The organism is Lysinibacillus sp. YS11, from assembly GCF_002896375.1.
GTDB classification, from domain to species: Bacteria; Bacillota; Bacilli; order Bacillales_A; family Planococcaceae; genus Lysinibacillus; species Lysinibacillus capsici.
On record NZ_CP026007.1, the window covers coordinates 3229039 to 3254273 of the forward strand.

General features: G+C 35.7%; 31 protein-coding genes. 5 read left to right on the top strand and 26 right to left on the bottom strand.

Going from position 1 to position 25235, the window contains the following annotated elements; all coding sequences use genetic code 11:
• Position 1: 1 nt before the first annotated feature.
• The 18 genes from LBYS11_RS16035 to LBYS11_RS16120 form a co-directional block, all read right to left on the bottom strand.
• Complete coding sequence (locus LBYS11_RS16035; protein WP_103118528.1) at positions 2-637, bottom strand: hypothetical protein; 636 nt, start codon at positions 635-637, stop codon at positions 2-4.
• Positions 634-3312 carry a phage tail protein gene (locus LBYS11_RS23790; protein WP_233732124.1) on the bottom strand — a complete coding sequence of 893 codons (2679 nt, stop codon included), beginning with the start codon at positions 3310-3312 and terminating at the stop codon, positions 634-636. Before LBYS11_RS23790 ends, LBYS11_RS16035 begins: the two co-directional genes overlap by 4 nt.
• Positions 3313-3327: 15 nt before the next feature.
• A complete protein-coding gene (locus LBYS11_RS16045; RefSeq protein ID WP_103118529.1) occupies positions 3328-3939 on the bottom strand; it encodes a putative phage tail protein in 612 nt (203 codons plus the stop codon).
• Positions 3932-4990 (bottom strand): baseplate J/gp47 family protein, encoded by a 1059-nt coding sequence (locus tag LBYS11_RS16050; protein WP_103118530.1) that lies wholly within the window; start codon positions 4988-4990, stop codon positions 3932-3934. The genes LBYS11_RS16045 and LBYS11_RS16050 overlap by 8 nt, the downstream gene beginning before the upstream one ends.
• Positions 4990-5400 (bottom strand): DUF2634 domain-containing protein, encoded by a 411-nt coding sequence (locus LBYS11_RS16055; protein WP_103118531.1) that lies wholly within the window; start codon positions 5398-5400, stop codon positions 4990-4992. Before LBYS11_RS16055 ends, LBYS11_RS16050 begins: the two co-directional genes overlap by 1 nt.
• Complete coding sequence (locus LBYS11_RS16060; protein ID WP_103119096.1) at positions 5400-5714, bottom strand: DUF2577 domain-containing protein; 315 nt, start codon at positions 5712-5714, stop codon at positions 5400-5402. Before LBYS11_RS16060 ends, LBYS11_RS16055 begins: the two co-directional genes overlap by 1 nt.
• A gap of 1 nt (position 5715) precedes the next feature.
• Positions 5716-6678, bottom strand: coding sequence for an XkdQ/YqbQ family protein (locus LBYS11_RS16065; protein WP_103118532.1), 963 nt, complete (start codon positions 6676-6678; stop codon positions 5716-5718).
• Positions 6671-7354: a LysM peptidoglycan-binding domain-containing protein gene (locus LBYS11_RS16070; protein ID WP_103118533.1), complete on the bottom strand. Its 684-nt coding sequence runs from the start codon at positions 7352-7354 to the stop codon at positions 6671-6673. The genes LBYS11_RS16065 and LBYS11_RS16070 overlap by 8 nt, the downstream gene beginning before the upstream one ends.
• Entirely contained in the window at positions 7347-9272 is a 1926-nt protein-coding gene (locus LBYS11_RS16075) for a tape measure protein (protein WP_103118534.1), read from the bottom strand. The genes LBYS11_RS16070 and LBYS11_RS16075 overlap by 8 nt, the downstream gene beginning before the upstream one ends.
• 605 nt (positions 9273-9877) lie before the next feature.
• Positions 9878-10312 carry a phage tail assembly chaperone gene (locus tag LBYS11_RS16080; protein ID WP_103118535.1) on the bottom strand — a complete coding sequence of 145 codons (435 nt, stop codon included), beginning with the start codon at positions 10310-10312 and terminating at the stop codon, positions 9878-9880.
• Positions 10313-10379: 67 nt separating this feature from the next.
• Positions 10380-10895: a phage tail tube protein gene (locus LBYS11_RS16085; RefSeq protein ID WP_103118536.1), complete on the bottom strand. Its 516-nt coding sequence runs from the start codon at positions 10893-10895 to the stop codon at positions 10380-10382.
• A 13-nt stretch (positions 10896-10908) separates the two neighbouring features.
• Positions 10909-12231, bottom strand: a complete 1323-nt coding sequence (locus LBYS11_RS16090; protein ID WP_103118537.1) for a phage tail sheath subtilisin-like domain-containing protein — start codon at positions 12229-12231, stop codon at positions 10909-10911.
• Position 12232: 1 nt separating this feature from the next.
• Complete coding sequence (locus tag LBYS11_RS16095) at positions 12233-12454, bottom strand: hypothetical protein (RefSeq protein ID WP_233732126.1); 222 nt, start codon at positions 12452-12454, stop codon at positions 12233-12235.
• On the bottom strand, positions 12435-12884 hold the full coding sequence (locus LBYS11_RS16100; RefSeq protein ID WP_103118538.1) for a phage tail terminator family protein: 450 nt from the start codon (positions 12882-12884) through the stop codon (positions 12435-12437). The genes LBYS11_RS16095 and LBYS11_RS16100 overlap by 20 nt, the downstream gene beginning before the upstream one ends.
• A 543-nt stretch (positions 12885-13427) precedes the next feature.
• Positions 13428-13760 (bottom strand): helix-turn-helix domain-containing protein, encoded by a 333-nt coding sequence (locus LBYS11_RS16105; protein WP_103119098.1) that lies wholly within the window; start codon positions 13758-13760, stop codon positions 13428-13430.
• A 323-nt stretch (positions 13761-14083) separates the two neighbouring features.
• The gene (locus tag LBYS11_RS16110; RefSeq protein WP_199768266.1) at positions 14084-14479 is read right to left on the bottom strand and encodes a DnaD domain protein; all 396 of its coding nucleotides are present in this window, start codon (positions 14477-14479) and stop codon (positions 14084-14086) included.
• A complete protein-coding gene (locus LBYS11_RS16115) occupies positions 14406-14981 on the bottom strand; it encodes a replication protein (protein WP_199768267.1) in 576 nt (191 codons plus the stop codon). Before LBYS11_RS16115 ends, LBYS11_RS16110 begins: the two co-directional genes overlap by 74 nt.
• A 791-nt stretch (positions 14982-15772) precedes the next feature.
• Positions 15773-16036, bottom strand: coding sequence for a helix-turn-helix domain-containing protein (locus LBYS11_RS16120; protein ID WP_103118540.1), 264 nt, complete (start codon positions 16034-16036; stop codon positions 15773-15775).
• A 147-nt stretch (positions 16037-16183) separates the two neighbouring features.
• Here LBYS11_RS16120 and LBYS11_RS16125 point away from each other — a divergent pair, with 147 nt between their 5' ends.
• The 4 genes from LBYS11_RS16125 (at position 16184) to LBYS11_RS23315 (ending at position 19675) form a co-directional block, all read left to right on the top strand.
• Positions 16184-16585, top strand: coding sequence for a helix-turn-helix domain-containing protein (locus LBYS11_RS16125; RefSeq protein ID WP_103118541.1), 402 nt, complete (start codon positions 16184-16186; stop codon positions 16583-16585).
• 107 nt (positions 16586-16692) lie between these two features.
• Positions 16693-17181, top strand: a complete 489-nt coding sequence (locus LBYS11_RS16130) for an ImmA/IrrE family metallo-endopeptidase (protein WP_103118542.1) — start codon at positions 16693-16695, stop codon at positions 17179-17181.
• 490 nt (positions 17182-17671) lie between these two features.
• Entirely contained in the window at positions 17672-18013 is a 342-nt protein-coding gene (locus tag LBYS11_RS16135; RefSeq protein WP_255409671.1) for a tyrosine-type recombinase/integrase, read from the top strand.
• A 690-nt stretch (positions 18014-18703) separates the two neighbouring features.
• Positions 18704-19675: an SHOCT domain-containing protein gene (locus LBYS11_RS23315; protein WP_199768268.1), complete on the top strand. Its 972-nt coding sequence runs from the start codon at positions 18704-18706 to the stop codon at positions 19673-19675.
• A gap of 22 nt (positions 19676-19697) precedes the next feature.
• Here LBYS11_RS23315 and LBYS11_RS16145 read toward each other — a convergent pair whose 3' ends face one another.
• The 3 genes from LBYS11_RS16145 to LBYS11_RS16155 form a co-directional block, all read right to left on the bottom strand.
• Entirely contained in the window at positions 19698-19916 is a 219-nt protein-coding gene (locus LBYS11_RS16145) for a hypothetical protein (RefSeq protein ID WP_103118544.1), read from the bottom strand.
• 153 nt (positions 19917-20069) lie between these two features.
• Positions 20070-20861 carry a Rha family transcriptional regulator gene (locus LBYS11_RS16150; RefSeq protein ID WP_103118545.1) on the bottom strand — a complete coding sequence of 264 codons (792 nt, stop codon included), beginning with the start codon at positions 20859-20861 and terminating at the stop codon, positions 20070-20072.
• Positions 20862-20883: 22 nt separating this feature from the next.
• A complete protein-coding gene (locus LBYS11_RS16155; protein ID WP_103118546.1) occupies positions 20884-21147 on the bottom strand; it encodes a 6-phosphofructokinase in 264 nt (87 codons plus the stop codon).
• A 170-nt stretch (positions 21148-21317) separates the two neighbouring features.
• On the opposite strand from LBYS11_RS16155, the gene LBYS11_RS16160 reads away from it, so the two are divergent.
• Entirely contained in the window at positions 21318-22220 is a 903-nt protein-coding gene (locus tag LBYS11_RS16160) for a LexA family transcriptional regulator (RefSeq protein ID WP_103118547.1), read from the top strand.
• A gap of 354 nt (positions 22221-22574) precedes the next feature.
• Here LBYS11_RS16160 and LBYS11_RS16165 read toward each other — a convergent pair whose 3' ends face one another.
• The 5 genes from LBYS11_RS16165 to LBYS11_RS16190 all read right to left on the bottom strand — a co-directional run bounded on the left by LBYS11_RS16165 (position 22575) and on the right by LBYS11_RS16190 (position 25228).
• Positions 22575-22904: a sigma factor-like helix-turn-helix DNA-binding protein gene (locus LBYS11_RS16165; protein WP_103118548.1), complete on the bottom strand. Its 330-nt coding sequence runs from the start codon at positions 22902-22904 to the stop codon at positions 22575-22577.
• Between the two features lie 51 nt (positions 22905-22955).
• Entirely contained in the window at positions 22956-23120 is a 165-nt protein-coding gene (locus tag LBYS11_RS16170) for a YvrJ family protein (protein WP_103118549.1), read from the bottom strand.
• Positions 23121-23641: 521 nt separating this feature from the next.
• Positions 23642-23821, bottom strand: coding sequence for a hypothetical protein (locus LBYS11_RS16180; protein WP_103118551.1), 180 nt, complete (start codon positions 23819-23821; stop codon positions 23642-23644).
• Positions 23809-24168, bottom strand: a complete 360-nt coding sequence (locus LBYS11_RS16185) for a hypothetical protein (protein WP_103118552.1) — start codon at positions 24166-24168, stop codon at positions 23809-23811. Before LBYS11_RS16185 ends, LBYS11_RS16180 begins: the two co-directional genes overlap by 13 nt.
• Positions 24169-24328: 160 nt before the next feature.
• Complete coding sequence (locus tag LBYS11_RS16190; RefSeq protein WP_233732129.1) at positions 24329-25228, bottom strand: ATP-dependent DNA ligase; 900 nt, start codon at positions 25226-25228, stop codon at positions 24329-24331.
• Positions 25229-25235: the final 7 nt, after the last annotated feature.

Here is a 25235-nt window from a genome sequence, read left to right on the forward strand (position 1 = left end):
GTTATTCCCACCATTTCACTGTTAGTATTCCATCTCCGCCTTTGCCTCCAATGTAGCCACCAGCATTGCCGCCGTTACCACCAATACCAATAGTTACCGCTATACTTGCCAAAGGCGTCACTGATACTTTGTGGTCGTATACAAAATGACCGCCACCGCCGCCCGTGGCTACTGATGTGTTATTAGATGCCGCGGCACCCCCTCCACCAGAACAATAGCAACCATTTTTTGGGGCTGCGCTTGTATACTGTGTGCCGTACCCGCCGTGGTAGGGTCCACTATTCCCGCCGTTACCTACCCCAAAAGCCGCAGTTACGTAACCGTTATAAGGTCCTTGACCACTTTGACCGCCAGGACCACCAGCAAGACCTCCTGCTACGTTACCCCAATCGCCAGAAATACCACCGCCACCGCCATTCAGCGATAATAACGTACCGAACGAAGTTACTCCACCAGCACTTCCACTTGCCGCGATTCCCGAAGTACCTGTACTAGCACCACCGCCACCACCTGCTCCGCCGCCTGTTAGGTACACTTCAGTTACGCCTGCGGGTACTGTAAACGTGCCGCTTGCGGTAAATGTTTGTGACTTCATTACCTTGCCGCCACCTAAATATGTTTTCACACCTGTTGTCATGTAATCACATCCTCGTCAATGATAATGTATAGTCCGCCTTCGTCTTTACCGAAACGGAAACTTGGGCTATTTTGCATATTTGATGCTTGTGCTCCTAACTTTGCTGCTGTAGTAACAAGCGATTGTATAACACCGCCTAATTTGTCTGCATATTCAATTGTTATAGCGTTCGTTGGTACTGATACTCGGTACGGCTCCAGTGGTTGGTAAGTCACTGTGTACACTGCAGCTGGGTCGAAAAGATCGGCTTCGAGTAATGCCCGTACAGACCCTGCAATGGCTACGTACTCGATTTTCCAGGCGTAGTCAGGTTTTCCGTTTTTGTAGACCTGTAGAATGTTAGCAGTATTGTAAGCTAGTGAGCTTTGTGTCCGTGTATTGATCTCGTAACGATTGTACACGGTGCCATCTGGCGTTGTCGTTTTGTAATGGTACGGCTTCGTTACTTCACGTACGATACGCCCCTCGCTAACGACTAGCATGTTTTCGCCTTCGTCTAGTGTTAGGCTTCCAGCTGTGGCTACGACCTCTGATACAGGCGTTTTGAGTAAGTAACATAGCTTGTAAGGTTGCCAGCTTGCTTTGTTGTTAGCAAATGTTGTAGGTGCTGTGCTAACTGTTCGGTAGGCAGAATCAAATGTATCGTTTACACGGGAAATAGGGTACCAATACTTATTGCCCTTCGCGGTTTCATACAGTTCATTTCTGCCGCCAGCTCCGTCCGCGTACATTTTCCAGCCCATGAAGTACGCCTTAATTTCGGCGGGTGTCGGTTGGTAGGTAGGTCCCCAGCCACTTTCTGTGTCCGCTATGGAGATTCGCAGTTCGCCGCCGTCAACGGTAGCTATACGTGAGTCTAGATAAAAGGTATCATTGCCGCTATTACCTGTAGTGTAGTTAAGTTGCTTACAAACAGCACCATTAAACTTAATTAAGGTAGCAGGTATGTCGTTACCTACTAGCCCCAGGGCAATGTCTACGAGGTGTAGCCCTGTTTGTATACCGATATATCTAGCGTTGACGTCCCCCAGCTCTATCGTTTCGTATTTCTTCGTTTTGACTAGTTGCCCCGCCACGTCGACTTTTAACGACTCGCCTGTATGCAAAGTCGTTTTCACGGTCAATGCTTCGCGTACCTGTGGCTTGTACGCAGCTGGTGTTGAGCCTTTGACCATCATAGGACTAGATACATAGCCACCCGCAGTTGTCATAAATACAATACGAATAAAGTTAATCCCTGCGGGTACCGTAAACGTACAGTTCATGTTCCCATTTTGTACCGTGCTTTCCTCGAATAAAGTTGTAAGTTGATCGGCGTCTAAATGGCTGCCCTTGTTGGTCGTGATCTTTACCTGGGCGTTACGTATACAAGAAAACGTGTATTTTGTACCAGGCACGACGGGTACAAGTACGCGGGGGTTTGAGGTAGCTTCCCATGACGTCACTGTATGGTCGATCACTGTTAAATACATCCAACCAGGTACGTGAACTGCACCGCCCATGTGGAACGCAGGTATCAAGTTATCGCGAATGTTTTCTATTGTCGGGTTTGTAATACCCTGCATATTTGCGACAAAGGGTAGGGCTGTATTACCTTCGTTAATCTGTACATTTTCTGCTGTAAATGTGCCTGTTTTACGCCCAGTATCAGGTTCTAAAATCGAAAGTGCTATTTTTATAATGGACGTGTCTGTTGGTACTGTGAATGATTGGGACACGCCGTTGATATACACAGGTACACGTGAATGAAGCCCGTTCGCTGTGTAATAGTCAATATACGCATTAAATGTACTAATCATAGACATGATGTATGTCTTACCTGGTACAAGACCCGTAATATAGGACCATGCAGTAGCAATCGGCTTTGTAATATCGTTCACTGTAACCGACAACTTGTTCGGTCGTACAACCATTATCGTTGTCGTTGCTGTGTTCTCTGTTAACACCCATGTACCACCATCGAATAACGGGGCATAGTTGGTAATCGTACGACCTTCTAGCCCTACCACAGAGCAAAGGGTTTTGACAGGTGCATTAATTTCATTCGCTCCACGCTCTATAACTTCAGAAATGGGCTCATGAAAACCCAAACTTTCCACTATATCATTTAATTCATGTTGAATTTCATTAACTGCACCAACCGTATCCTTTTTATAATCTGTTTCCAGCTTACTTGTATCACCAATTCGTGAATCGAGATAGTTAAACTTTTTGTCTACATACTCCTGACTAGCAATAATTACAGTTGGATCAATATTTAACTTAACAACATTAGCGTTATTTGTTTCGATAACAAAATGAATTATGGTTTCTTCTGCCACACCCTCAATTAATTGTGGTTTGTATTTTTCAGGATATTGGCCAACTGCAATCAAAAATCCTTCGTTATCAAATACGCCAATTTCACGTATAGTAAATCCTCCAACGGTTACTGGAATAACTGCCTTAACAGTAATCCTGTTATTATTTTTCGTATCAATTGATACGTCTGCAACAGGACCCCTCCAAACTTCATTAACTAGAGCAGTTTGGTTTTGTGTGGGTACATAATGTGCACCGTTTCCATCACCTAGTGCGATATTTTCTAAACCTACTTTCGACTGGGTGACTTGTGCATTTGCTATTTTAGCCAGCCCGATATTGGTTATTAGTGTTCCATATTGTGCTTGAGCCACAATATCACTCCTTTCTTAAAATGGTGTAAGAGTAATTGTAGATGCTGTTTGAACACCTACTAAACTATTACTTTGTGTATAAGATTCTAGATTATCGATATTCATTGGGTATAAAGTTATCTCTGAACCTGTTGAGAGGTAACTTGGCAAGAATAAATTTGTCATCAAACGTCTTGCAACTTTTAAATCCATATTTAATGGAATAATCTGTTCAAGTGTTAAATCAATTTCTCTATTTAAAGTGGCATCCGTCGCATCAAAAACAAAAGTGGTTGTACAAATTTCAGCATCTAAATATTCTTCAAAATTTGAATGCCCTACTAGTTCTGTTAGTATCTCGTGGACCTTTCTTTGAGTAATTGGTAACCTCGTTGACTGTCTTACAATTAATCGTCGTCTACGGAAATCTAATGACTCTGTTGAAGGATCGGCAAGAATATCATATCCTCGCTCACGCATTCGTAAGAACTTTTCACTGGCTGTCATAATAAATTGTTCTATTTCTACTTGTTTACGTGCGACATCCAAGTTGTCTAATTCAACGGCTACTGTCTCTGTAAGTTCATCTGTTTCTTTAATGCCATCATAAATATCTGGCAAATTTCGTGCGACTCGATTATCAAGCATCCAAAATCACCGTCCCAAGTACAGGAACTTGATTGTGAGCTAAATTGAAATTACTATCTTGTCCATTAATTGTTGATTCCAATACATCGCTAATTCCAACAATATCTAACAATCTAGATTCGATTTGTAGCTGCCTAACAATTATAAAATTTGCATTTTGCCAATCTTTTCTGAGTGAAAAGAAATAATCTCTAATTGCATCTTCCACCTCATTTTGAAGTTGCCCTATTGTCACATTGGTGATGACTAATTTTAAATAAATATCAGTAGTAACTGTTTCAATTCCACTCACCGTTACCCGATGACCATATGGAGCAACTCCTAGCCCTTCTCCACTATTCACAACTGGATCTAATATCGTTTGCACTTCCTCAATTAATGAAGCTGTTGGAGGGTTAAAATCTGAATTAATAATGGTTATTCCGACTGTACCTCCACCTGCTGGAGTACGATATGGCTTAACACCTCCAACACCATGAATGCTCATAACTTTTTGGATATAATCATCCCGATTGCCTCCATACGGTATTTGCTTTCGAGTGAGGAAAAAACGTCTACGGAAATCCTCCGTAGGTTCTTCATCTTCACCAGGTATGAATAGCTCTGTTAGTTCTGCTGTCTCAAGACCATCAATGTATTCAATTGGAATTAAGGCACCGAACTGTGTATTACCGATCACGCCTGTTGTCTCGCATTGCATTTCATAAACACCTGGAGCAATTCGCTGGATGGCTATATAATCTAATTCACCAAGTGAAAATCGAGACCCAATAGGAATATCTTTGCTGAACACACCTTTCAATATGGCATTGGTTGCTTTATAAGGATAGACACCGTATTCTTCTGCTCTTTTTATTAAATTTGGACGGGATGCTGTTTCAGGAAATGTCTCTAAAATAATACTGTCTAACGCTATATACATCTCTTGAAGTTCTTTCGCTGTCATTGCTCCTGTATCATAGATAATGGCACCTTCCCGTTTATCTACATCATTACTGATTCGCTCTAACATACGTTCAACAATCACTTCATAGCTTTGATGCTCAAACATTATGCAACCACCACCTCTTTTGTAACTTCAATTTCTCCCACAATCGTATGAGCTGTTAATTGAACATGTACTTTATGCTTCACATGACTAAAAGAAAAAGCATCAACACTATGAATGCGATCATCTTGTGTTAATGCTTCTGTTATCAAACTTTTTAGTTCGCTATACACATAGGGTATAGGCTGGCCGAACAGTTTTGCTATTTCAGCACCGTAATTCCATGAATAAATTAAATGGTCATAGCGCTCTGTACTTAACGCTTTATATATAGCCTGTTCAATGGCTTCTCGTCCATCTGCATAGCCGATAATGCGCTTTCGTTCTAAATCCAGTTTGTAGGTACGAGAGGGTTGAACCATTTCCTCAAAATCTGCTGTTAATTCTTCTTCAAATCCATTTTGTGGAATCATCAAACCACCTCTTTATCTATGATTAAAAATTGTTGTCCTCCATGAACACGGAACATCGTCACTTTGTCACCTTGTTTTAGGCCGTTATAAACTTTATAAATCTGCTTAGTTCCACCATTCACACTCATTTCTACCTCATGATCCATTACAGCGCGAGTTAGTTTTAGGTGTTCCTCTCTAAGTGTCAACTTTTGATCAATTTGGACTTCTAATGGGTTTATACTTAAAACAGTGCCATAAACAACCGTAGTGAGCTTTTGAGCATTGATAACACCCAAAACTAGCTTTTGGATTTCTTTTAATATGTCCTCCATACTATGCAATGAAATCACCACCAATCAATTTTAAATCCATGCGATGATCAGACTCTTTGAAGGTATGCCTCACTGTTTCAACCATCATGAAGTTGGCCACAGTTAAGTCTCCAACGTACAACTGAACAGCTACTTGACTACCACCTCGTATAATTGGATTTCCAAATACTTTATTGATGTGTAACTTTCGTGTTTTTTGGTTATAAAGCTTTAACATCCCATCAGCTTTAGCTTTGCCGTTATCCTTTTCTCCAAGGCTATCAGTTAGCTGAAGTACACCCCATTGATTAATATGGCTTCCATCTTTAACGATGTAGACATCACGCCTACCTGTCTTTTTATTCTCGCGTACTAATTTAATTTTGTTGTACGTATTTTCGTCAATGGATGTCGTGTATTCAAATGACTCACCTGATTCTTGATCTATCAGCAAATCTGTTTTAAGTGTCCTAGCTTCACGTAAATTCAAAACTCCGAAGTCATCATACAGTACATATAACCTTTTAGTATTGAGCGTTGTTTCAGCTAATGCATTTGCCATGATGGTAAAAAGCTCTTGGTTATCCTCGACCATAGCAGGGATAACATGCTTTGTATTATCTACCGTGCCAGTCTTTAACCGAAAGTCTTTTGCAATCATTTGAAGTACTTGGGCAGCCGTCTTTTTGGAATACTCATACGTGTTTTTATTTTTAAAGTAGCGCAGCTGATCGTAGCAAGTAACAGTTATAACCCTATTATTTGTACGCTTCTTGGTAAAAACAAATCCGTAAAATATCTTATGACCATCATATTTGAAACGAACTTCATCACCCTCATGAAAACTAAGTACATCATCTTTAATCACATTGAACGTTAATTTACCTGGTGTACCTTTCCGGTGTGTTTCCCATACAATTCCTTCCTCTACAGCACATTCATACAGTTGCCCTTTACTCGATATATACAATTGTGATTTAGCCAAGTTTTATCACCTGCCCTGCTCTAATAACGTTAGGATTGCTGATATTATTGATTTTTGCTAATTCAGTGTATTTAGAGCCATCACCTAAATACTTCTTAGCAATGGCCCACAATGTTTCGCCTGATTTTACAGTATGTGTTTTTGGTGTTTCTTTGCCTGTTGTTGGCCTTTTCTGCTCTACTACAGCTTTAGTTGCCGTCTTGGATGTAGATGTACTACTATCGGTTTTTGTAGCAGCTTTCAAATTGATTTTTTTATTACCATAATCTCGATACTGCTTTAACTGGATTCGTACATTGACATCAAAGCCGTTTTCAGCAGATTCTAGTATTTCATAATCTTCAAGTGTCACGATCATATCGGTGTCAAAAAGTAGATTGCCATTTGGCATCATACGATTAACTACAAACTTAAAGGGTTTGTCGGAGTTTTTTAATTTCTTTAGTTTATCCAGATAAAATGCCGCTGGTTGAAAACTACTCGGATAAACAGAAAACGGATATTTGACGTTAGGCAGTAATACCTCAAAATCTATATTCGTTAGCCCAGTTTTTTTTATGACATTTACTTCTCCTTCATTCATTAACACAGTAGTTTCGTTTCTTCCATTAATCTTCAGAGATAGTTCAGAAGGTGCAATAGGAAACTGTATACTGTCTAGAAAAAAATTATACATCTTCAATTGAACCTCCTTCTGCTAACATTCCTGAAACTTCTTCAACACGTTGACCAAATCTATCAATAATACCATCAATATCTAATTCACTGCTAATACGGTTTTCATTTTTCATATCTACTTTGATTTCTGCCGTTGTATAACGATTGATTGCTTCACGTTCAGCTATATCACGAAGATACTTTAAATCCTCATTCATTATTTTAATACCTTCAGTTGCCTTCTCGGTATTGTCTGCTGTTTTCTTACCTAACTCATTACCTTTATCAAGTTTGTCACCTAACGCTAATGCTTTATCAATGTCATTTTTTATCTTATCTTCTTGATTATTGTCTTTTTTTTCTTCTCCAGATTTAAATAAATTTTCTCCCCAATTGTAGCCTGTATCCCAAGCCTTACTTAAATTTTTAAATTCCATTTTAGGAGCTTCCCAATAATTATCAGGAGCTTCACCAATCCAGTTGTCTAAAACTCCTTTAAGACTTTTTAGATCACTTGTTATGGACTCACGATGGCTAAACTCAGTACCCATTTTTAAACCAACGTAAGATACAACACTATCTGGTAATAAACTTATAAACCAATTCCAAGCTTGTATGGCCCAATTGACTGCATCTATGATGGCATTAACGAAATTTGTAGCAAACTGATCCCAACCTTGTGACATGGAAATAGCAAGGTCTAAAACCAAAGTTGCTAGATTATAAAATAATCGTTTTACAGAGTAAGTTGAATTTTTCGTACTATTAACAAGAAATTCATTAAACGAAGCAAATATATTCCAAAAAAAGGCGATTATATTATAAATAAAAGCATATAAAAACATGAATGCCCCAGCTATTATTCCTGTAGCACTAACCGAGGTCCCAGCAAAATAATTGAAAGCGGCTACCGCTAAATAGAAAAGACCAATAAGAATGACGATGGCTATTACTAAAATAAATATTGGATTGGCTGCTATCGCCGCATTTAAGCCCCATGCTGCGGCTGTTGCAGCTAATGTTGCAGATACATTCGTCCATGTAGTTGCAGTTAATAGCCCAATTGCAAGCGTTCTTAGACCAGTCCAAAGCGCACTGGCCATTTCGGCTGCTTTTACTAGTAGTAAAGCAGATTCATATACCAACATTGCTGCTGCAACAGTACTTATTATAGGAACTATAAACGACCAACTATCCTTTAAACTCCCATCGGGTATAAAAAAATTCAATGTACTGGAGACAACTGAAGATAATTTCTCCATAGCAATGGTTACATTTTGCATGAGCTCCTTAAATGGATCGCTTTTTGCAATTTCACTTAATTTCGCTAATAGTCCATCAATAGCCATCCCAAGCACAGCATTCCTTATACTCTCTGCAGAAATCTTTCCACTACTTCCTATTTCTCGTATTTTATCGATTAAAATACCAAGGTAATTCGTAGTATTTTGGGCACCACTTGACGTAGACTGAAATACGGTGTTTAAATCTTCTCCTTGAAGGTTTCCACTTCCCATTGCTTGTGTAAATGGTTGCTCGGTAGTTTGTAAATCATTATTGATTAACCTAGATGTGGTATTAGTCTCGTTGGACAAGAGTACTCTCCCCACTACTTGAAAATCTAAATATTTACCTACTAACTCCTTGACTTTATTTAATAACCCATCAACTGCAATAGTTCCATCCCTAATGTTGTTGCTAAAATTTTGTAGAGAATTATCAGCCTTACGAATTTCGTTTTCAACTATGTTAAATTGCTCAGCAGTTTTAGCTAATTCTCTTTGAGCTAGTTGAACACTTGAGGTATCCATCATTTGCCCTGAAGCAACATGCATAACTTCCAATTGATTGACCATCCTAGAAACCATATGATGCATGGCTTTAATTGGTTTACTTAAACGATCTTCAATTTGAATTGCCTTACGGATTGTAGCCATGAACTCTCACCTCTTTATTAAAAAAAGCACCCTACTCGAAGGATGCTTTTTTATGGCTATTGTTTAATAATTTATCTTTTCACTTTTCAATGTAAAGTTGTATGCTTTCTGTTGCTTCAACTACATAATTCTGCATGGTTAAATTCTCAAGACTCCAAAGTAACTTCCAAATCCATTAATTTAAATAATTCACAAATCTATTGAATTTTATATTTTCCATTTTTAGTTTGTTCTTCTTTCAATTTGCTCATCATCTTTTACTTCACCAATTACCTTGTCGGATGAGTTGATTATTGAATTATATCAACACACCACAGCAAAAACAGACATAACATAAGTAGATAAACAAACACCTTTACATCAATATTCCCTCTTATATAGAAACATTAATACAGAAAGATTAGCTAATTCCTAACGCTTCCTTCTTCTTCTAGACCCTCGTTTTGCCTCGCGCTCTTGCTTCTTATCTTCTTCGATTTTGACTTGTAAAGATGCTATAATACAGGCTTTGTCTGTCAAGGATAGAGACATATATTCAGACGGAAGACGACGCATCTTTTGCACCCACCAGTGCATTATATTAGCATCACCATCACCGTCGTCTATTAGTTTTTTACTTCTTCGACCATATCCTCTAGCTCAGCTTGGTACCCATTGACTTCCTGTGCCACAGCCGAGGCATCTGCCATTTCACCGATTGTTAGCATCTTTCCAAGTAAAGCATCTGCACCCATTACACCATAAGAATCCTGCAGCTCTTTATCGTTTAAATTAGGATAAACAATAGATTCAACAGTTAATAAACGTTGGTATTTAAAATGGTCAAAATCAGTATTATACTGTCCCTTACGCTTTCCTTGCGTAATCATAGAACGCTTAGTGGATTCTGATTTTAATTCAGCGTCTCGTTCTGGCGAAATTGGTGCGAACTCCCATTCAATTGGATTACCTTGCTCATCCACGAATTTCTTTGAAATAGCATGCTTAATGTTTTCATTTTGCTTTTTATTGTGGGCAAAAAATGCAGTTAAGTTTGACATATTTAATCACCATATCCTTATTATTTATATTTTAAATTTAAAAAAGCCCACATAATGAGCTCTCTTCTTATAACATTTCTTGTAAAGTTGTAAATTCTTCTGGCATATCCCAATCCTCGAAAGTGAAATCAATGGAATCCTCCAGATACTCCGCATCTGCATCTAATGCAGCGATAATGCCTCCATCCATATTACAGTCAATCAGGATTGTTGTTTGACGACCTACTGACGCTGAGCCATCTTCATTCGTCACTTGGATATCAAAATAAATATCCTCCCCTGTGTCTTTGTAACGCTTTAATAACTTACGGAATATTGAAGTATTAAAGTGGAATGTAGCACTGCCTGTAAACTCTGCACCAGTAGCTTTGTTACCCTTGGATACGCGCCCCATAATAGGTACTTGGGTTTTAGTTTTATCCATCCGGGCTTCTATGTTAATTAATTGAGCGAATAAGTATCTATTTCCTTCAATCGTCACGTATGCTCGACCTTGAGCACCATGAATGGCATTGCGAGCGTGCATGGTAGCATCAGCAAAATATTGTAGATTCAGTGAAATTAATGTTTTGTTTGGTTTCATCTTCTGTTTCCCCCTATTCTACTGTTGTTGTGATGTAAAGTTGTGACATCGCAACTGTAGGATTCACGATTTCATTTACCATAACAGCTTTCTTGGAATTACCTTGTGTAATGGTTAGTTCGTCTTTGTTGTAATTTTGGATTGCTCTAATACGTTGCATTTCCATGCGATGACTACCAATGTCGTTCCATAAAGAAATACGGCCATCTTGATCATTTGGCACCTGTCCAAGATAGCGAGTGTTAAACAATTGAGCAGTATCGATGGCAAGTTGATCAAGCACACGAATAACTTGATTCATACTGAAATCCTCGTTTTTATCAACTGTGAATGACGTAAATGTATTCACATCTTCAAGTACGCAAATGTCATCACCTACACGATGGAATACATATTTACCAGATTTCAATAAAGTTGAGAGTTGTGATTGTGTCTTGGTTTCAGACATATCAAGTGTAAATTCACCACTGTATTTTTTATTAGTATTTGACCTATTTATAAGTACTCCAGCTTGTGCGCCAGTTGCCCAATATACGGCACCGAACACTTCTTCATCAGTACCATTAGCATCGTTTTGTACGTCAATAATACCTTCATGGTCAGTGCTGCCAAGTTTATGACCTACAAGTTGGAACTTACCACCGACTTGGTCACGAATACGCTTTGTATACTCAACATACAGCGATTTAATTGAGCTTTCGGATGATAAACAGCCGAGAGTATTAAAACCGTATGCTTCTAAAGCATCAAGTGCTTCTTGATGTACTCCACCTGTAATGGCCAAGCCATTGGAGCCTCCTGCTAATGGTGTCCCTGCTGTAACAGCTAATGTCGCATTCGTTTTAAATACGACAAAATCATTTGCGATTAAGTCTGCAGCAGTAGAAACCGCAATTTGTTCATCTACTAAAACATTAGCTAGTAATGTCTTAACATCGAATTTCGACGGCTCATCAACATTAGCCTGAATAATAATCGTGATATCATTACCTCGTGCACCTTTGTACTTAGCTGTGGCAAAATTATTAGTAGCTGCCTCTGCATCCACAGCAAGTTTGTACAAATAAACAGTGTTGGCATTTTTAAATACATCACGGATACCTTTCAATTTTGAATCCGTATATTCATAACCAAAGATTTTGCGAGAATCCTTTTGCAAATCCTCTTGTGTTACAGCAAATACTTCGCCATCTAGGCCCCAATCAAGTGCAATTGGCAAACCAACGTAACCGCGATCACTTAGATTTACAAATGCACGAGTAGAGCTAATAAAATTATGATATGTCCCTGGTAATACTTTATTTTGTGTTAAAAATATCCCTCCACCTAACGCCATATTAATTACCTCCCCTATCGAATTTTTTCAGTATTTCATCCACTTGAGCGAATGAATATGTTTTTTCTGCTTCTAGTAATGCATTGAGTGCATCACGGCGATAAATATATTTTTGACTTTTTGCAAGTTGTTCTTTTGTGAATTTAGGTAGTTTAGACATAATTACCTTTTTGACATCTTTGCTATCCATCGGCTCAACCACCTTATGAATTATTTTCGCCAACTGATACCACCTCTTCTTTGTTAATATAATGATCTAATGACCCCATAAAAACTTTCTCTTCTACTTCTTGTAAGAAGAAACTGAAACGAATATAATTATTACCAATTCCTTCAATTACTTCGCTAGTTGCTCCAGAACCACACAGTAAAGAATCGTTTAACAGTGTTATTTCTTTTATTGCTTTTTGAACTTTCAATGTCATATTAGAAGCCTCGGATATGCCATTTTTAGGGTAATACTTCACATTAAAAAGTGTTGTTACTTTCCATCGACCACCCATTTGCCGAATATGCTCTAAGCTCAAAAATTGAATTAAAAAAGCAGGTGTATTAAACCCCTGCGGTAATTCATCAATATATTTTTTATAATCTGCTCCGAAAGCTTCCTGGAGCTTAACGGATATACCGTTCTGGATATCATTAATTTCCATTGAGAACCTCCTTCAACATGTTCATTCGTTTACAATCGAATGTGGCATTACTGCATCAAAATACACATGAATGACTCACTTTCAGACGTTTTAGGAATTGTCCATGTTAAGACAGGTCCCCTCTCCATTGTCTTTTTTACAAATCCCCCAATTAAAACCACTCCTTTTTGTTTTAGCCTTTTAGATTAATTAAGATACCTCATCCCTTGAAAAATCTAGCCGGCCTAGTCATGCCACTAACAAACTTATAGGGCAATGGACGATCGACGGTAAGTCTTTCCAAACAATTTATGGTTTTTAAAGATTCCAAGGAGGAAATCCTTATCACGTCGTCCTACTTCCGAGTTTACACTAACAATTACTAAAAATGATATGTTTGGAACGTTTGGAACATCTGTCACACTTGGAACATTTGACAGGTAAAATTAAATTTAAAGGTCAAATATTATTAAGTCGCATTAGTTTAGGGGAAAATATACAAAAAAAGTTCCTTATTTCCGTTAAATTATAGCTAATGATTTCTGAAAAGAAGTTACTTTTTGGTTACTTCAACATCATATCTAAAACTCTTTCCCTCACTCGCTGAACACTAGTATGACTTATATTAAGCTTGGCACCAATCCAACGGAATGACATACCCTCTAGTAACCAGAAAAGTACTTCCTGTTCAAGGTCTCCAGTTACTTTATCAGCTAAATTTTGAACCAATAGCAGTTCATTTTGGATCTTGTTAATACGCCCCTCTCGTAAAGCTTTCATCTGTACATGAGCATAAACTGGGTCACTTTTATTTCCAATAGCCTTAGGCATTGTTGCCTCAAAACCATACTTAACTGTAGAAGCAGCAGTTGTTAATGACTCCAATTCTTCCTTCATTCTCATGTACTTACACATGTTGTCATGGTATTTCTTAATTGCCTGGTCTAGTTGGTACCGATTTAGTTGTGTTTTTTCTTTTAACATAGTTTTATCCTCCACTGATTAAATTACCGCGCTTTTGATTTTTATATTCTATTCGTCCAATTAATATCTTTACCTACTCCAATCATGCTTTCAGCTATAGCACATACACCCCTATTTACCAAGAATTTCTAATATCTTTAGTCTCTCCACTTCAAAATCTAGCGTGTTGTTATTAGATTCAACAGATGAAGCTGGTAAATCTTCTTTATTATTACGATTGGTAAACCACTCTGGCACTATCTCTTTTCGACATTTAGGTTTTGATAAGAATATTGGGTAGATTGTTTCTCTCTTTCATTCTTGGCCTTTAGTTGCTCAACATTCGTTATAAAGTCCTTTCGCCAGTTTGCTAAAATTCGTTCTGTATACTGCATTGCTTTGTGTGGTTGTTGTAGTGCGGTAATTTTCATGGCTTCATAAACAAGCGCTGGATTATTTTTTCGTACCATGTCTTCTATACGTTCACAAATATAACCAGAAGCTCTTTGTATGTTTTTATCATAGAATTGTATTAGAAATTTTAATTGTTCCTCAGTAACTGACAAATGACTGATTATTTCACCTTCTGCTATTTGTTTTTGTTTTTCTTTTCTTTTTCTTTTCTTTTTCTTTTCGTTTTTCTTTTTCCCCAAACTCTTTAGAAGGTGTATCGATATAGTATTGATATGGTATCGAGCCTATATCATTAATAGGCTGGGGTTCTTCCTGCTCATTCAATCCATTTAACAGTATTGATACGTTATCGATACTATATCCGAACAGTTCTAATGAGGTAACATAGCTCTTAACAAATGGGATATGTTTTACAGCAAGCAGCTCCTTTTCGATACATTTCTTTACTTTAGGTGAATTTATAAAATTGTATTTTGCCCAGTTAGTTAACATGATTTCTTTCGTTAATTCGTTGTAATTTATTTTTCCGTATTCAAAGAACCTTTGTAATAGCTTTTGTACTGTCTCACGGTTGTACCCTGTATGCATTTCTATTACTCTGTAAGGTAACTCGTAAATGCCACATTGTGTTGTATTACTGTTTGTCATCAAATACAGATAGAAGTATTTCTCCTCTGGCGTAAGATCTAATACAAAGCCATCATCCCAAAATGTTGTGTGTACATGTCTGTATTTAGCCATTTGTCTTCACATCTCCTTAAATCATAATTTTTAAATTTTTAATCCTTTCTATTGCATACGAGTGGAATTTATTGTGTAAGTAAAATGATAATGTTTTTCCACATAAATAATAATTTCTGAATACTCATGGTGTATGTTGATATATCCTATATCCAGCAGCCAAATAATCCATAAAATTGCATGCATTAAAAACTTCGAAATAAACATCTTCACATACTATGAAGCTACCAAAAATCAAGGTAGAAGGTTAGTCAGACAGAGAGTACCATTGGAATTTCTCTTTTATTAAAGCTTTCACGCTATCACTCCTTCTGCTTTCTTAATATTCTCCTTAAGATACTGTTACAAAGAACGTGTATCTTACATTGTCCTAAATGGCTACAAAAGTACTGTTCACCCCCTACTATATCTAAGGTAACTTTGTTTACAATAACGTTAACCATGTCCTTCTATTCGATTGAATTGAGTTAAACAATTTTAGAAATGTTTTCTAGTTTTCATTTATATTTCTTTTGTTGATATTCAAATTTTCCAAGTCTTTCAACCAGTTCACTAATAGCTGGAATAACCCCAATTACTAACCAATTTTGGACTGTTCAGCAATAACTTTAAAAGCACCAAGCTTTCAGAAAAAATTACCTTTTACCACATCTGGTAAATTACTTGGAAGATACACTTTAGTAAGTCCCCTACTAACATAATCTTTACCTTTTCACTTTACGAATTGCTCAACGTCAAATAGATTTGCTTCACCTTCCATTTTCACTACAACATAATGTATATTTACCTGTTCAATTAAATTTTTGTAATTGCTTCATAATAACCCACTTTGTATTACTGTGTTTTATATGTGCATTTTCCGCACTTTTCTCAGCAAAAAAAATGGTCCAATCTATACCTAATACATTTCCAATGGCTTGTGCAACTTTCACACTTGGTTTTAGACCATTCTCTATTTTGGTGTAATATGAGCGGTCAATACCCACCATATAAGAAACTTGTTCGTGGGATAAATTTAAGTCTTTTCGTTGTCCCTTTATAATTTCATGAAACATGTCATTACCTCCTTTGTGCATTTATTACACAAATTATAAAGTGCATTTTTTGCACAGTCAACTTATTTTTTTGTGTATTTTTTTCACAAAATATTTATTGTGCAAAAAATTCACCTATAATATAAAGAATAGAAAGGAGCGTACTGTATGAAATATGGCGAGATATTAAAAAGATTGCGCACTGAAAAAGGTTTATCTCAAAAAGAATTAACTGACCTCCTTACAATCAATAGATCAACATATGCTCGTTACGAAACATCTTCCACACAACCTGACTTTGAAACTTTAAGTAAATTAGCTGACTTTTATGATGTATCTGTAGATTATCTTCTTGGTAGAACTGAAAATAAGAATGCTTTACATACACAAGCTGGCATTACAGATGAAGCATATTACAATCTAAGTGCATACCAAAAAGAAGTTATTGATTTCTTTTTAACAAGAGAGAATTTATTTTTCAAGAACCAACCGGAAAATATTCTTGATGCTTTAGAACAATTCGAGGTTTATTACGAAGTATGGAAAAAGCAACAAGAGAACAAAAAGTAATTTTACATTTTTAAGTACAATTTCCATACATTTAAAAAATTCACCTTTTCATTGGTGGATTTTTTTGTTAACATAAATAGAACGTATGTTTGCAAAAGAGGGATGTTATGACTTTCGTTTATACTCATTTAGAAGATTACATAAAAGATTTATTCACTAGCATTAATGTGACCAGTCCAAAACAATTAGATCCAAGAATAATAGGTCCTAAACTTGGTTTTAAAGTCATTTACTTACCTTTCGATTCAGTAAGCTATGACAACATCATTTACATAGACTCACGTTTATCCAAGCGGGAACAATGGCAAGAATTTTGCCATGAGTTGGGCCATGTGATCTCACATTCTGGGAACCAAACAAAAACACACCCTTTGTTTAGAGAGTATCAGGAATGGAAAGCAAATAATTTTGCTCTACAAGCATGTGTACCAACATTCATGCTAAATAAAATCAAGCTTCCTATAAATGAAGAAAAGGCTATTAATAAAATTTGTCTACTATTTAATGTTGAATACGATTTCGCGCAAAAAAGGCTTAATCATTATTTTAATAATCATTTTTTTAGCAATTGTACTCTTCTTGAAAGGAGCTGTTAGCAATGGGATATGTACGAAAAATAAGTAAGAATAAATTCATACTTATCGCAGATTTAGGTTATATCGCCGTATTAGAAGAACCAGAAATGTAGAAGCCAAAAACGAAAATGAAGCGATGCTGTTATTAATACTGTTTGAAGAAAAAATGAAGCAAAATAAGGATTTTTATTTTAGGATATTGAATCTATTACATTAAATCACCTTTTTCCACGATGGAAAGATAATTATGCTAAACAACATTATAGTGCACAATCATTTCATGATAACTGTACGTATTTAGAGAAACGCATTCTTACTATTTTTGGTGATATCAAATTAAAGTAGATGTAGTGTTTTTTGTAGGTGATTTACAGAAGAAAAAACGGAGATTAGACGGCAAAGAAAGCGAGTTAGCCCCTCCCACTATCCATAATATTTACAAGTGTGATTCGCTAGCATTATAAATGTAACTGTTGAGTGGATTTTAATCGAAGAGAGTCCTTGTAAAAATATAAAACTACCAAAACTCAAATATGGAGAAGGTGAAGCCTACAGCGAGGAACAAGTTAAATTATTGTTTGAACAGTTAAATAATAGAGAGATTGCAAAAAAGCGATTGTTAGTTGAACTGGCTGTGGTAAGTGCTGCTCGACAAGGTGAACTGGTTACCATTGAAGAAAAACATTTAAACGTAGAAAACAATACCTTATTAATAGAACAAGCTTTAGTTAATTTAACTGGAGATGGGATTATCGTAAAAGAAACAAAAGGTAAAAGAAAACGAGTAGTTACTATTCCTTCAGATATTGTGAATGATTTATTTACGCTTCTGCAGGGAAAAAATATCAACTAGAAGAGGCTAGCGAGAATCAGTATGGGTAGGGCATACGTTTCTTTTTTCAAATGAGTTTGGCAAACCTTATCGACCTCATTCAATAAGTCAGTGGTGAGATCGTTTTATGAAAAGGAATCTAGATATGCCTAGAATTCGTTCCATTATTTAAGACATACTTCGGCTACCCTATTAACTCATGCTGGTGAACATCCAAAAGTCATTCAATCTAGATTAGGTCAATCTTATATCACAACTATCATGAATACTTATGGACATCTTTTACAAGAAACGGATCAGCGAGCCAGTTCCCACTTTGATAAACTTTTTGATGATAAAGATTGATTGGGCACCTCTTGGGCACCAAATAAAGAATTATACATTCTTGCATAAAAACAAAAAGCCTTACAACCGTTGTGGCTGTAAGGCTTTGTTTGACGTCCCAGGAGGGATTCGAACCCCCGACCGACGGCTTAGAAGGCTGTCGTACCTCATTTATACATTAATATAAGCTTATATAAGCCTATTAAAATAACGGTTTTAATTGCTTCTATATTAAACTTGTTCACAAATCTTTTATCTACTTATCTAGTTTTATTTCTGTTTGGGCAAATTTTGGGCAAATATATAAGCTGTGCTGACAACCCTTACCAATATTGATACAATTTTATTGTATTACCAACAAGCTATAAGGAAGGAGGAAATAAAAATATGTATGCAGTAGAACAAATAAAAGAATATCTAAAACCAGAAGGTTGGGTACTTTTAAATAATTTCAAAAAAGAGATTAACCTTATTGGTGAACAAGTAGATGATGATGAAATCGTAGAAGGTGTCGCTATTCTTGTGCGTGGTATTGGTGGACTCAAACAATATCTTGGAGTTCTAACTTCAAAGAGATTTTTAACTACTGATAAACAAAAGAAATTTATCGGCTTTAATTTCAATGATATCCATAAATTTACTACCAATAAAAAGATTACTTCTACTGAAATAAGCTTTGCCTATAATACTGAAGCTATTTCAATCAACATCCTTTCAGATGATTTGGGTAAACGATTCTTAAAAGATCTACAAGATAAACTTGGCATCATTTCGGATACTCCAAGTGAAAAGAATGATACAGAAACTAGAGAAATTGTTCGCGTTATGAAAACAATCAAGATGAACATAGAAATACTTAATGGAAAAGAACAATTAAAACAAAATGGTTCAGGCTATAAGTTAGCACAAGCCAAGCCTGGTACTGTGGAGATATCAGTTGATTATCATGATGCTGAAACGTTTAAACTTGTGAAATGGGAACGAGTAGAAAATGTCCAAAAGAGTGCCTCTAGTATAGTTGGTTGGACAGTAATTGGCAGTAAATTTGGCAATGCTGGAGCTATAGCTGGAGCCATGGGGGCTAATATCGGGAAAGATAAATCAGTAGCCACACTTTTCTTAAAGCGTGAAAACGGAGAAAAAGTACCTCTAGTCATTAAGTGTGATAAGAAGGACCTTGAAAAGCTTTCATTATTAATTCTTGCTGAAGAGGAAGAGACTAACCAAGCAACTGTCACTCCCCCTCCCACAACATCAATCCCTACAGAAGAATTGATTAAACTAAAAGAACTCTTAGATGTAGGAATCTTAACTCAGGAAGAATTTGATGCAAAGAAAAAGCAATTATTGGGTATCTAAATCCCTAAGTGATTTGCTAAGTTTAAACCATTTTCGTTTTCTCATATATTTGGTTTACATATACTAATTCGCTAGGTATATGTACTGTATTAAAGTGTTGTTCGGTACTTGTGAGGAATGCTATTAAGAATTCATCTAGAGAGTCGTATCTTAATAGATCGATACCTTGAGTGTTTCTAATTTCTTCAAACATTGATGTAAAAGATGTTAAAGAACGTGGTTTGTCTTGTGTTTCATTCATATGCTCCTCCTATGGGAGTAACATCTACTTCATAAAGTAACATCAATATGTTACAATCTATTAGACAATAAGATGTATGAGTAGATGTTACTCAAATTCATATCACGATCTAAGTTGGCGCTTAGATTGTGATTTTTTATTTACTTCAGACATTTATGATACACCTTGGCCTGTTAGAATTGGAATTAACTCACCAAACTTAGATGGATAATACAATGGCTGTGTTTCTTTTGGGTTTTGAGGGCTGATTGCATTCAAGCCATAATATTTTCCTTTTTCTGTAACAGACTTAAATTCTTTTTTTCCACCCTTTGATGATGGTCGATGTTTAATCTCAAGGATTCCAACGGTAAGAAGGATTTTGTTTGCCTTAACTGCGCTTATACCTAAGTTATATTCCTTAAGTAATTCGGAAATCGGTTTCTTTAACTCTTCATTTTCAACATATACAGGTAGATGATTTGTTGGCACGCCGTGCTGGTTATGTGCAGCTTCAAGCATTTTGATTTTTGATGGCTCGTCTACACGCAATATTTCAGTGGCATATTTTACACCAATTAGATGTTTTTCAAAATCTACAGCGTTTTTGTTAAACTGTGTAGAATGATTTAAAACTTGCTCCATTTCCTCAAATCGAGTGACATACATAGCAGTAAATAGAACACCCTTTTCTCCAGTCATTTTATTGGCTACCATGTCACAACCTTTTCGTGTAAGCAAATAGCAAGGACGGATTTCTCCTTTTTCATCTGTATAGTTATGTGTGATAAAAAAATCAGACGAACGGAATTTTCCGTTTGTTAAATGTGTAATGTATCCTGTAACCTTTTTGCTTCCTCCGATTTTTTCTAATAAATCGGAATGTCTTATTCCTACCATTTCGGCCACATCTCGACTATCTGTTACTAATTGACCGTTGAATGAAACTACTTTTAATTGACTCATATAAAAGTTTTCCTCCAATTCTCTAAGAAATTAATAATCTTTCTAAAACTTCTTTTGGGATTTTTTCTCGATAAGCTGCTACTTTCAATTCCATAGGATCGATGTCTAACACTTTTGCTAGAGCATTATTAACTTCTTCACTTGCTGGCGTTTTTTTACCATTTTTAAGTTTGGATAAATAAGAAGGATCTACAACAACCCCATAGTTCTTCATCATTTTCGAAATATACTTTAGAGACATCTGCTTTTCAGCAATAGATTCACTAACTATTTTATGATAACTCACCTTTTTCACCTCTTTCAAAGTCACTAGTGACAAAAAAGTCACTCTTTTCATTTGACTAAATAGTACCAGCTAGTGACAAATAAGTCAACATCCATTTGTGACTTACTTGTCTACCTATTGAATTTAATGTCAACACTCTTTATTATTAATGATTAAGGAGAGTGAACGATTTGAATTATGCAGATTTACTTTCAAAATATATAGATGAAAGCAAAATGAGTTTAGGCGAAATATCTATACAAATGAAAGAGAAAAATCATCCAATAGATAGATCCTATATAAGCAAATTAAAAAATGGTACAAGACCCCCTGCGTCAGAAAAGGTTAATAGAGCTTTAGCTGAAGTTTTAGGAGGAGATCCGGACAAATTAATCACTGCTGGCTATATAGAAAAAGCACCTAAAGAAGTTCAAGAACTTATATCTAATTATGTTGACAAGATAGACACATACACAGCTATAGTTGCTTCGTTCTTCTCTGAGTCAGATCAATTAGAACAGGTGAAAAATATTTATGAAAATCTTAAAAACCTTCCTATAGAAGATCGCTTAGATTTTATAATAAATAAATTTAATCGTATGATTGTAGCACGCCCTGATTTTCTTGAAGATATAGGTTTATCTACTGGAGTACCATCTGACAGTATAGAAAAGACAATTAAAATCTATACAGAAAAACCTCTTAGTCGCATTGAAGTTTGGGATACCATTAAAGATGAAGCCTATCATGAATGGATTGCAGCCAATAAAATTCCTTTTGGTGAATATATTTATATCATTTATCACGATGATAGTATGATAAATGTAAAGATCAACAAAGGTTCCAAAGTATTGATAAAACTAATTGAAACTGAGTCAGAAGAAAGTGAAAATATAGATAATATTGAATCTGGAAAACTTTATGCTCTAGTTTATCGAGAAGAAATTTATATTAGACGTGTATTTTTACAAGGTGATAGTATAACTTTGCAGGCTGAGAATTCCGAAATCCCTCCTATGATAATAAACGATTTAAAAGATATAGAATTTATTGGAACTGTAGTTTCGGTTGAATTCAATCCCAATGAACAATAAAAAATCTACTATTGTTTACTATATTTAACCTCTTCTATCTTGATAGTTTGAATCTCAAAGTCTTAAGAAATCATAGAAATTTTTTTAATCACTCCTAACAATCCTTTGTTATAAGTCAACAATCTTTTGTTAACTGCTTCCTTAATTGAAGCAGTTTTTTTAAAACAAAAATCGTAATCAATTTACAATCCTCCACCACCAGGAAAGTATTCTAACATCCTTTTCTCAGACAGATTTTTTTAGATGCCATTTTAAACTTCTTTAAAGATATACTCAATGATAAGAACATACGTTCTTTTACAATGATAAAAAAATAGCCAAATAGGCAAATTGATTCTTTGACAAACTCTATGACTAACGTTCTTTCATCACACACTTTTCCTCGTTATTAAGTAAATGACTTATTCCAAGATAGATTTTCATCAGCACTTTTTTTCGAATAACATAAATCATCTGCTGGCTGTAATTCATTTCTTGGGCTACCTTAACTATTGTCCACCCATTTATGTACCTATAGTTTATAAATGCAACTTCTTTTTCTGGCAATATGCTTAACAATTCATCAATACATATTGCTATTCTTTGATCTATAGTCAATTCCCCTACTCTTTCTTTACTAATGTAAGGGTACATTTTTAGATGTTCTTCTACTAATTTATCAACTTCACGAGCGTTCGTTTTCATATCCAATTTCCCCTTGCCCTATATGTTTGCCCTTTTTGATTTAGCCTCTGTTTAGCCCTTACTCCTGGATCTTGAGTTCTTAAGTTCATTTGTTAAATTAACAATAGCAATTTCTATGTTTTTCATACTCTTGTCCAATTTAACAAGTAAAAATGTAGAAACAACAACTGGAAAGCCCAATTCCATTATTGATTTAGATAACTCTACATACTCCATGCAAACCACCTCCACGAGAACATAGGTTCTCTTTTACTCAACTTTATTATACTGTATACTTAATGTTGTTTTCAAATTTTTACATTTAAGGGAGAGATAATGTGAGCCCAGAACAAATAACACAGATTTATTCGTTTTACTTCTTAACCACACCAATTTTAGTAAGGTTAATAGTATTTAATTTTATTTTTAAAGAGCATAAACATTTAATGGTTATTTTATTAGATTCATTCGTTATAATATCAACAACTATTTGGTTAATACTGATTAGAGATGTAATATTACCTCTACCTTCAATAACTTTAAATGGTTCTATTGTACTTTTTATAATTTTGATTATTGACATAGCTTTTAATTTTAATCGATTAAAAAAAGCAAAAGCACTTAATTAATCATTAAGTGCTTTTCTTTTATTTATTTTGGATAAGTGATATATTTAGCAACTGTTGGCGCTGAAGTGTAAGTACCACCACTAAATGAATTACCAAATTTATCTTTATAAGGTTTTTGAACAAACTTGACTACTGTTTGTACCCCCCTATAACAGGTGTATAGGTTGTCGTCAGAGTATCACCTACTCGTGGTTTAGGGAATGTAATTTTTGTTGATGCAGCTTGTCTTGTACCAAAGTATATAGAAATAACAGAACCCAACATCGCAGCATACATTCCAATACCTGTGATAACTCCTAATAGGAACATTTCACCATCTTCAACTTTTTCACATCCGCTGCTTTGTATGTGTATTTCTTTTCCTTTACAGCTTTTAAGAATACATTGCGATAAATAAAGTCGTATGTTTGACCATTGTTAGACTTAATATGAACTTTATATTCGCCAAAGTACGGAACTTCAAATGTGAAAGATCCCTTTTTAACATCTTGGTTATATGTCTTAGAATAAACAATTTGACCATCACCAGGACGTTGGACGTCGATACGACCATTATAACCAATACCACCACTACGACTCCATGATACTTTTAAACTCTTCTCGCCTGTTTGTGAAACGCTTAAATTAAAATCAGTATTTCCATTATTAATTGACATAAATAATTTCCTCCTTGTGTTGTTTAATTGGTACATCTTAATAATAGGCTTTCCATGATGCCTAAAACTCTGTAAAAAATACATAATTATTCCAGTTAATATCTATCAAAACTCTATATAAGCAAAAAAATAACCAGGTACTCATTCGAGTTCCTGGTTTTTAGTATATTTCTTCAGGTACTTTATCAAAATTAAATCCTTTAAAGGATACAATTCGTAGTGACCCAGTATTTGTTTTCTCAAGATATTGAACTTTGCAGCACAGTATGGGTTCCACCCACATCATATCTCGTTCTACTTTGGTAACGATTTGTTTAGCTATTTCTCTGAATGCAGTTTTTTCTTCTGGCTTTAATCCAAATTCTACATTTGCGAGTGGTTTGTACTTACCGTTAATTTGAGTACCCACCAACATTGTAAATGGATTTTCTTTATAGCCTAAGATAACAGTATCTATGATTTTAAAGTGTTTATATTTTAACCAATCATGCGATCTATGATTAGTTTTGTATGTTGAATTACTTCGCTTACCTACAATACCCTCCATGGTACGTTCTTTAGTTAACTGAAAGATATTGCTACCGTTGCCCCCAATTGATGGTGTGACAAGTAAATTGCTTGATGGTTCAATAATCGACGACAGTATTTCCTTACGCTCAACTAATGGCTTGTTTGTATGAGTTTTATCAGTCGCTAGTACATCAAAAGCAATGAATGTAGCTGGGTGAGTTAAAGTAGCCTGCTGAATCTTACTCGTATTAGAAAGTCTGCCCCTGAATGCAAAATCATCAAATACAGATACACCATTTCGAAGAACTACACCTTCACAGTCAATAATTGCTGTATGTGACTGAATTGAACGGCCAACCTCTTGAAGTTCAGGAAACTTAGCTGTCACATTATTACCATGACGGGTAAAAGCCTCGACTCTATCCCCTTCTTTATGCAAAAGGATGCGCCAACCATCCCATTTTATATCGTAAATCCATTCAGGATTGTCATCTATTTCATTGTTGTTACCCATCTGAAGTAACATTGGTTTTATTGGAGTAAATAACATTGTATAT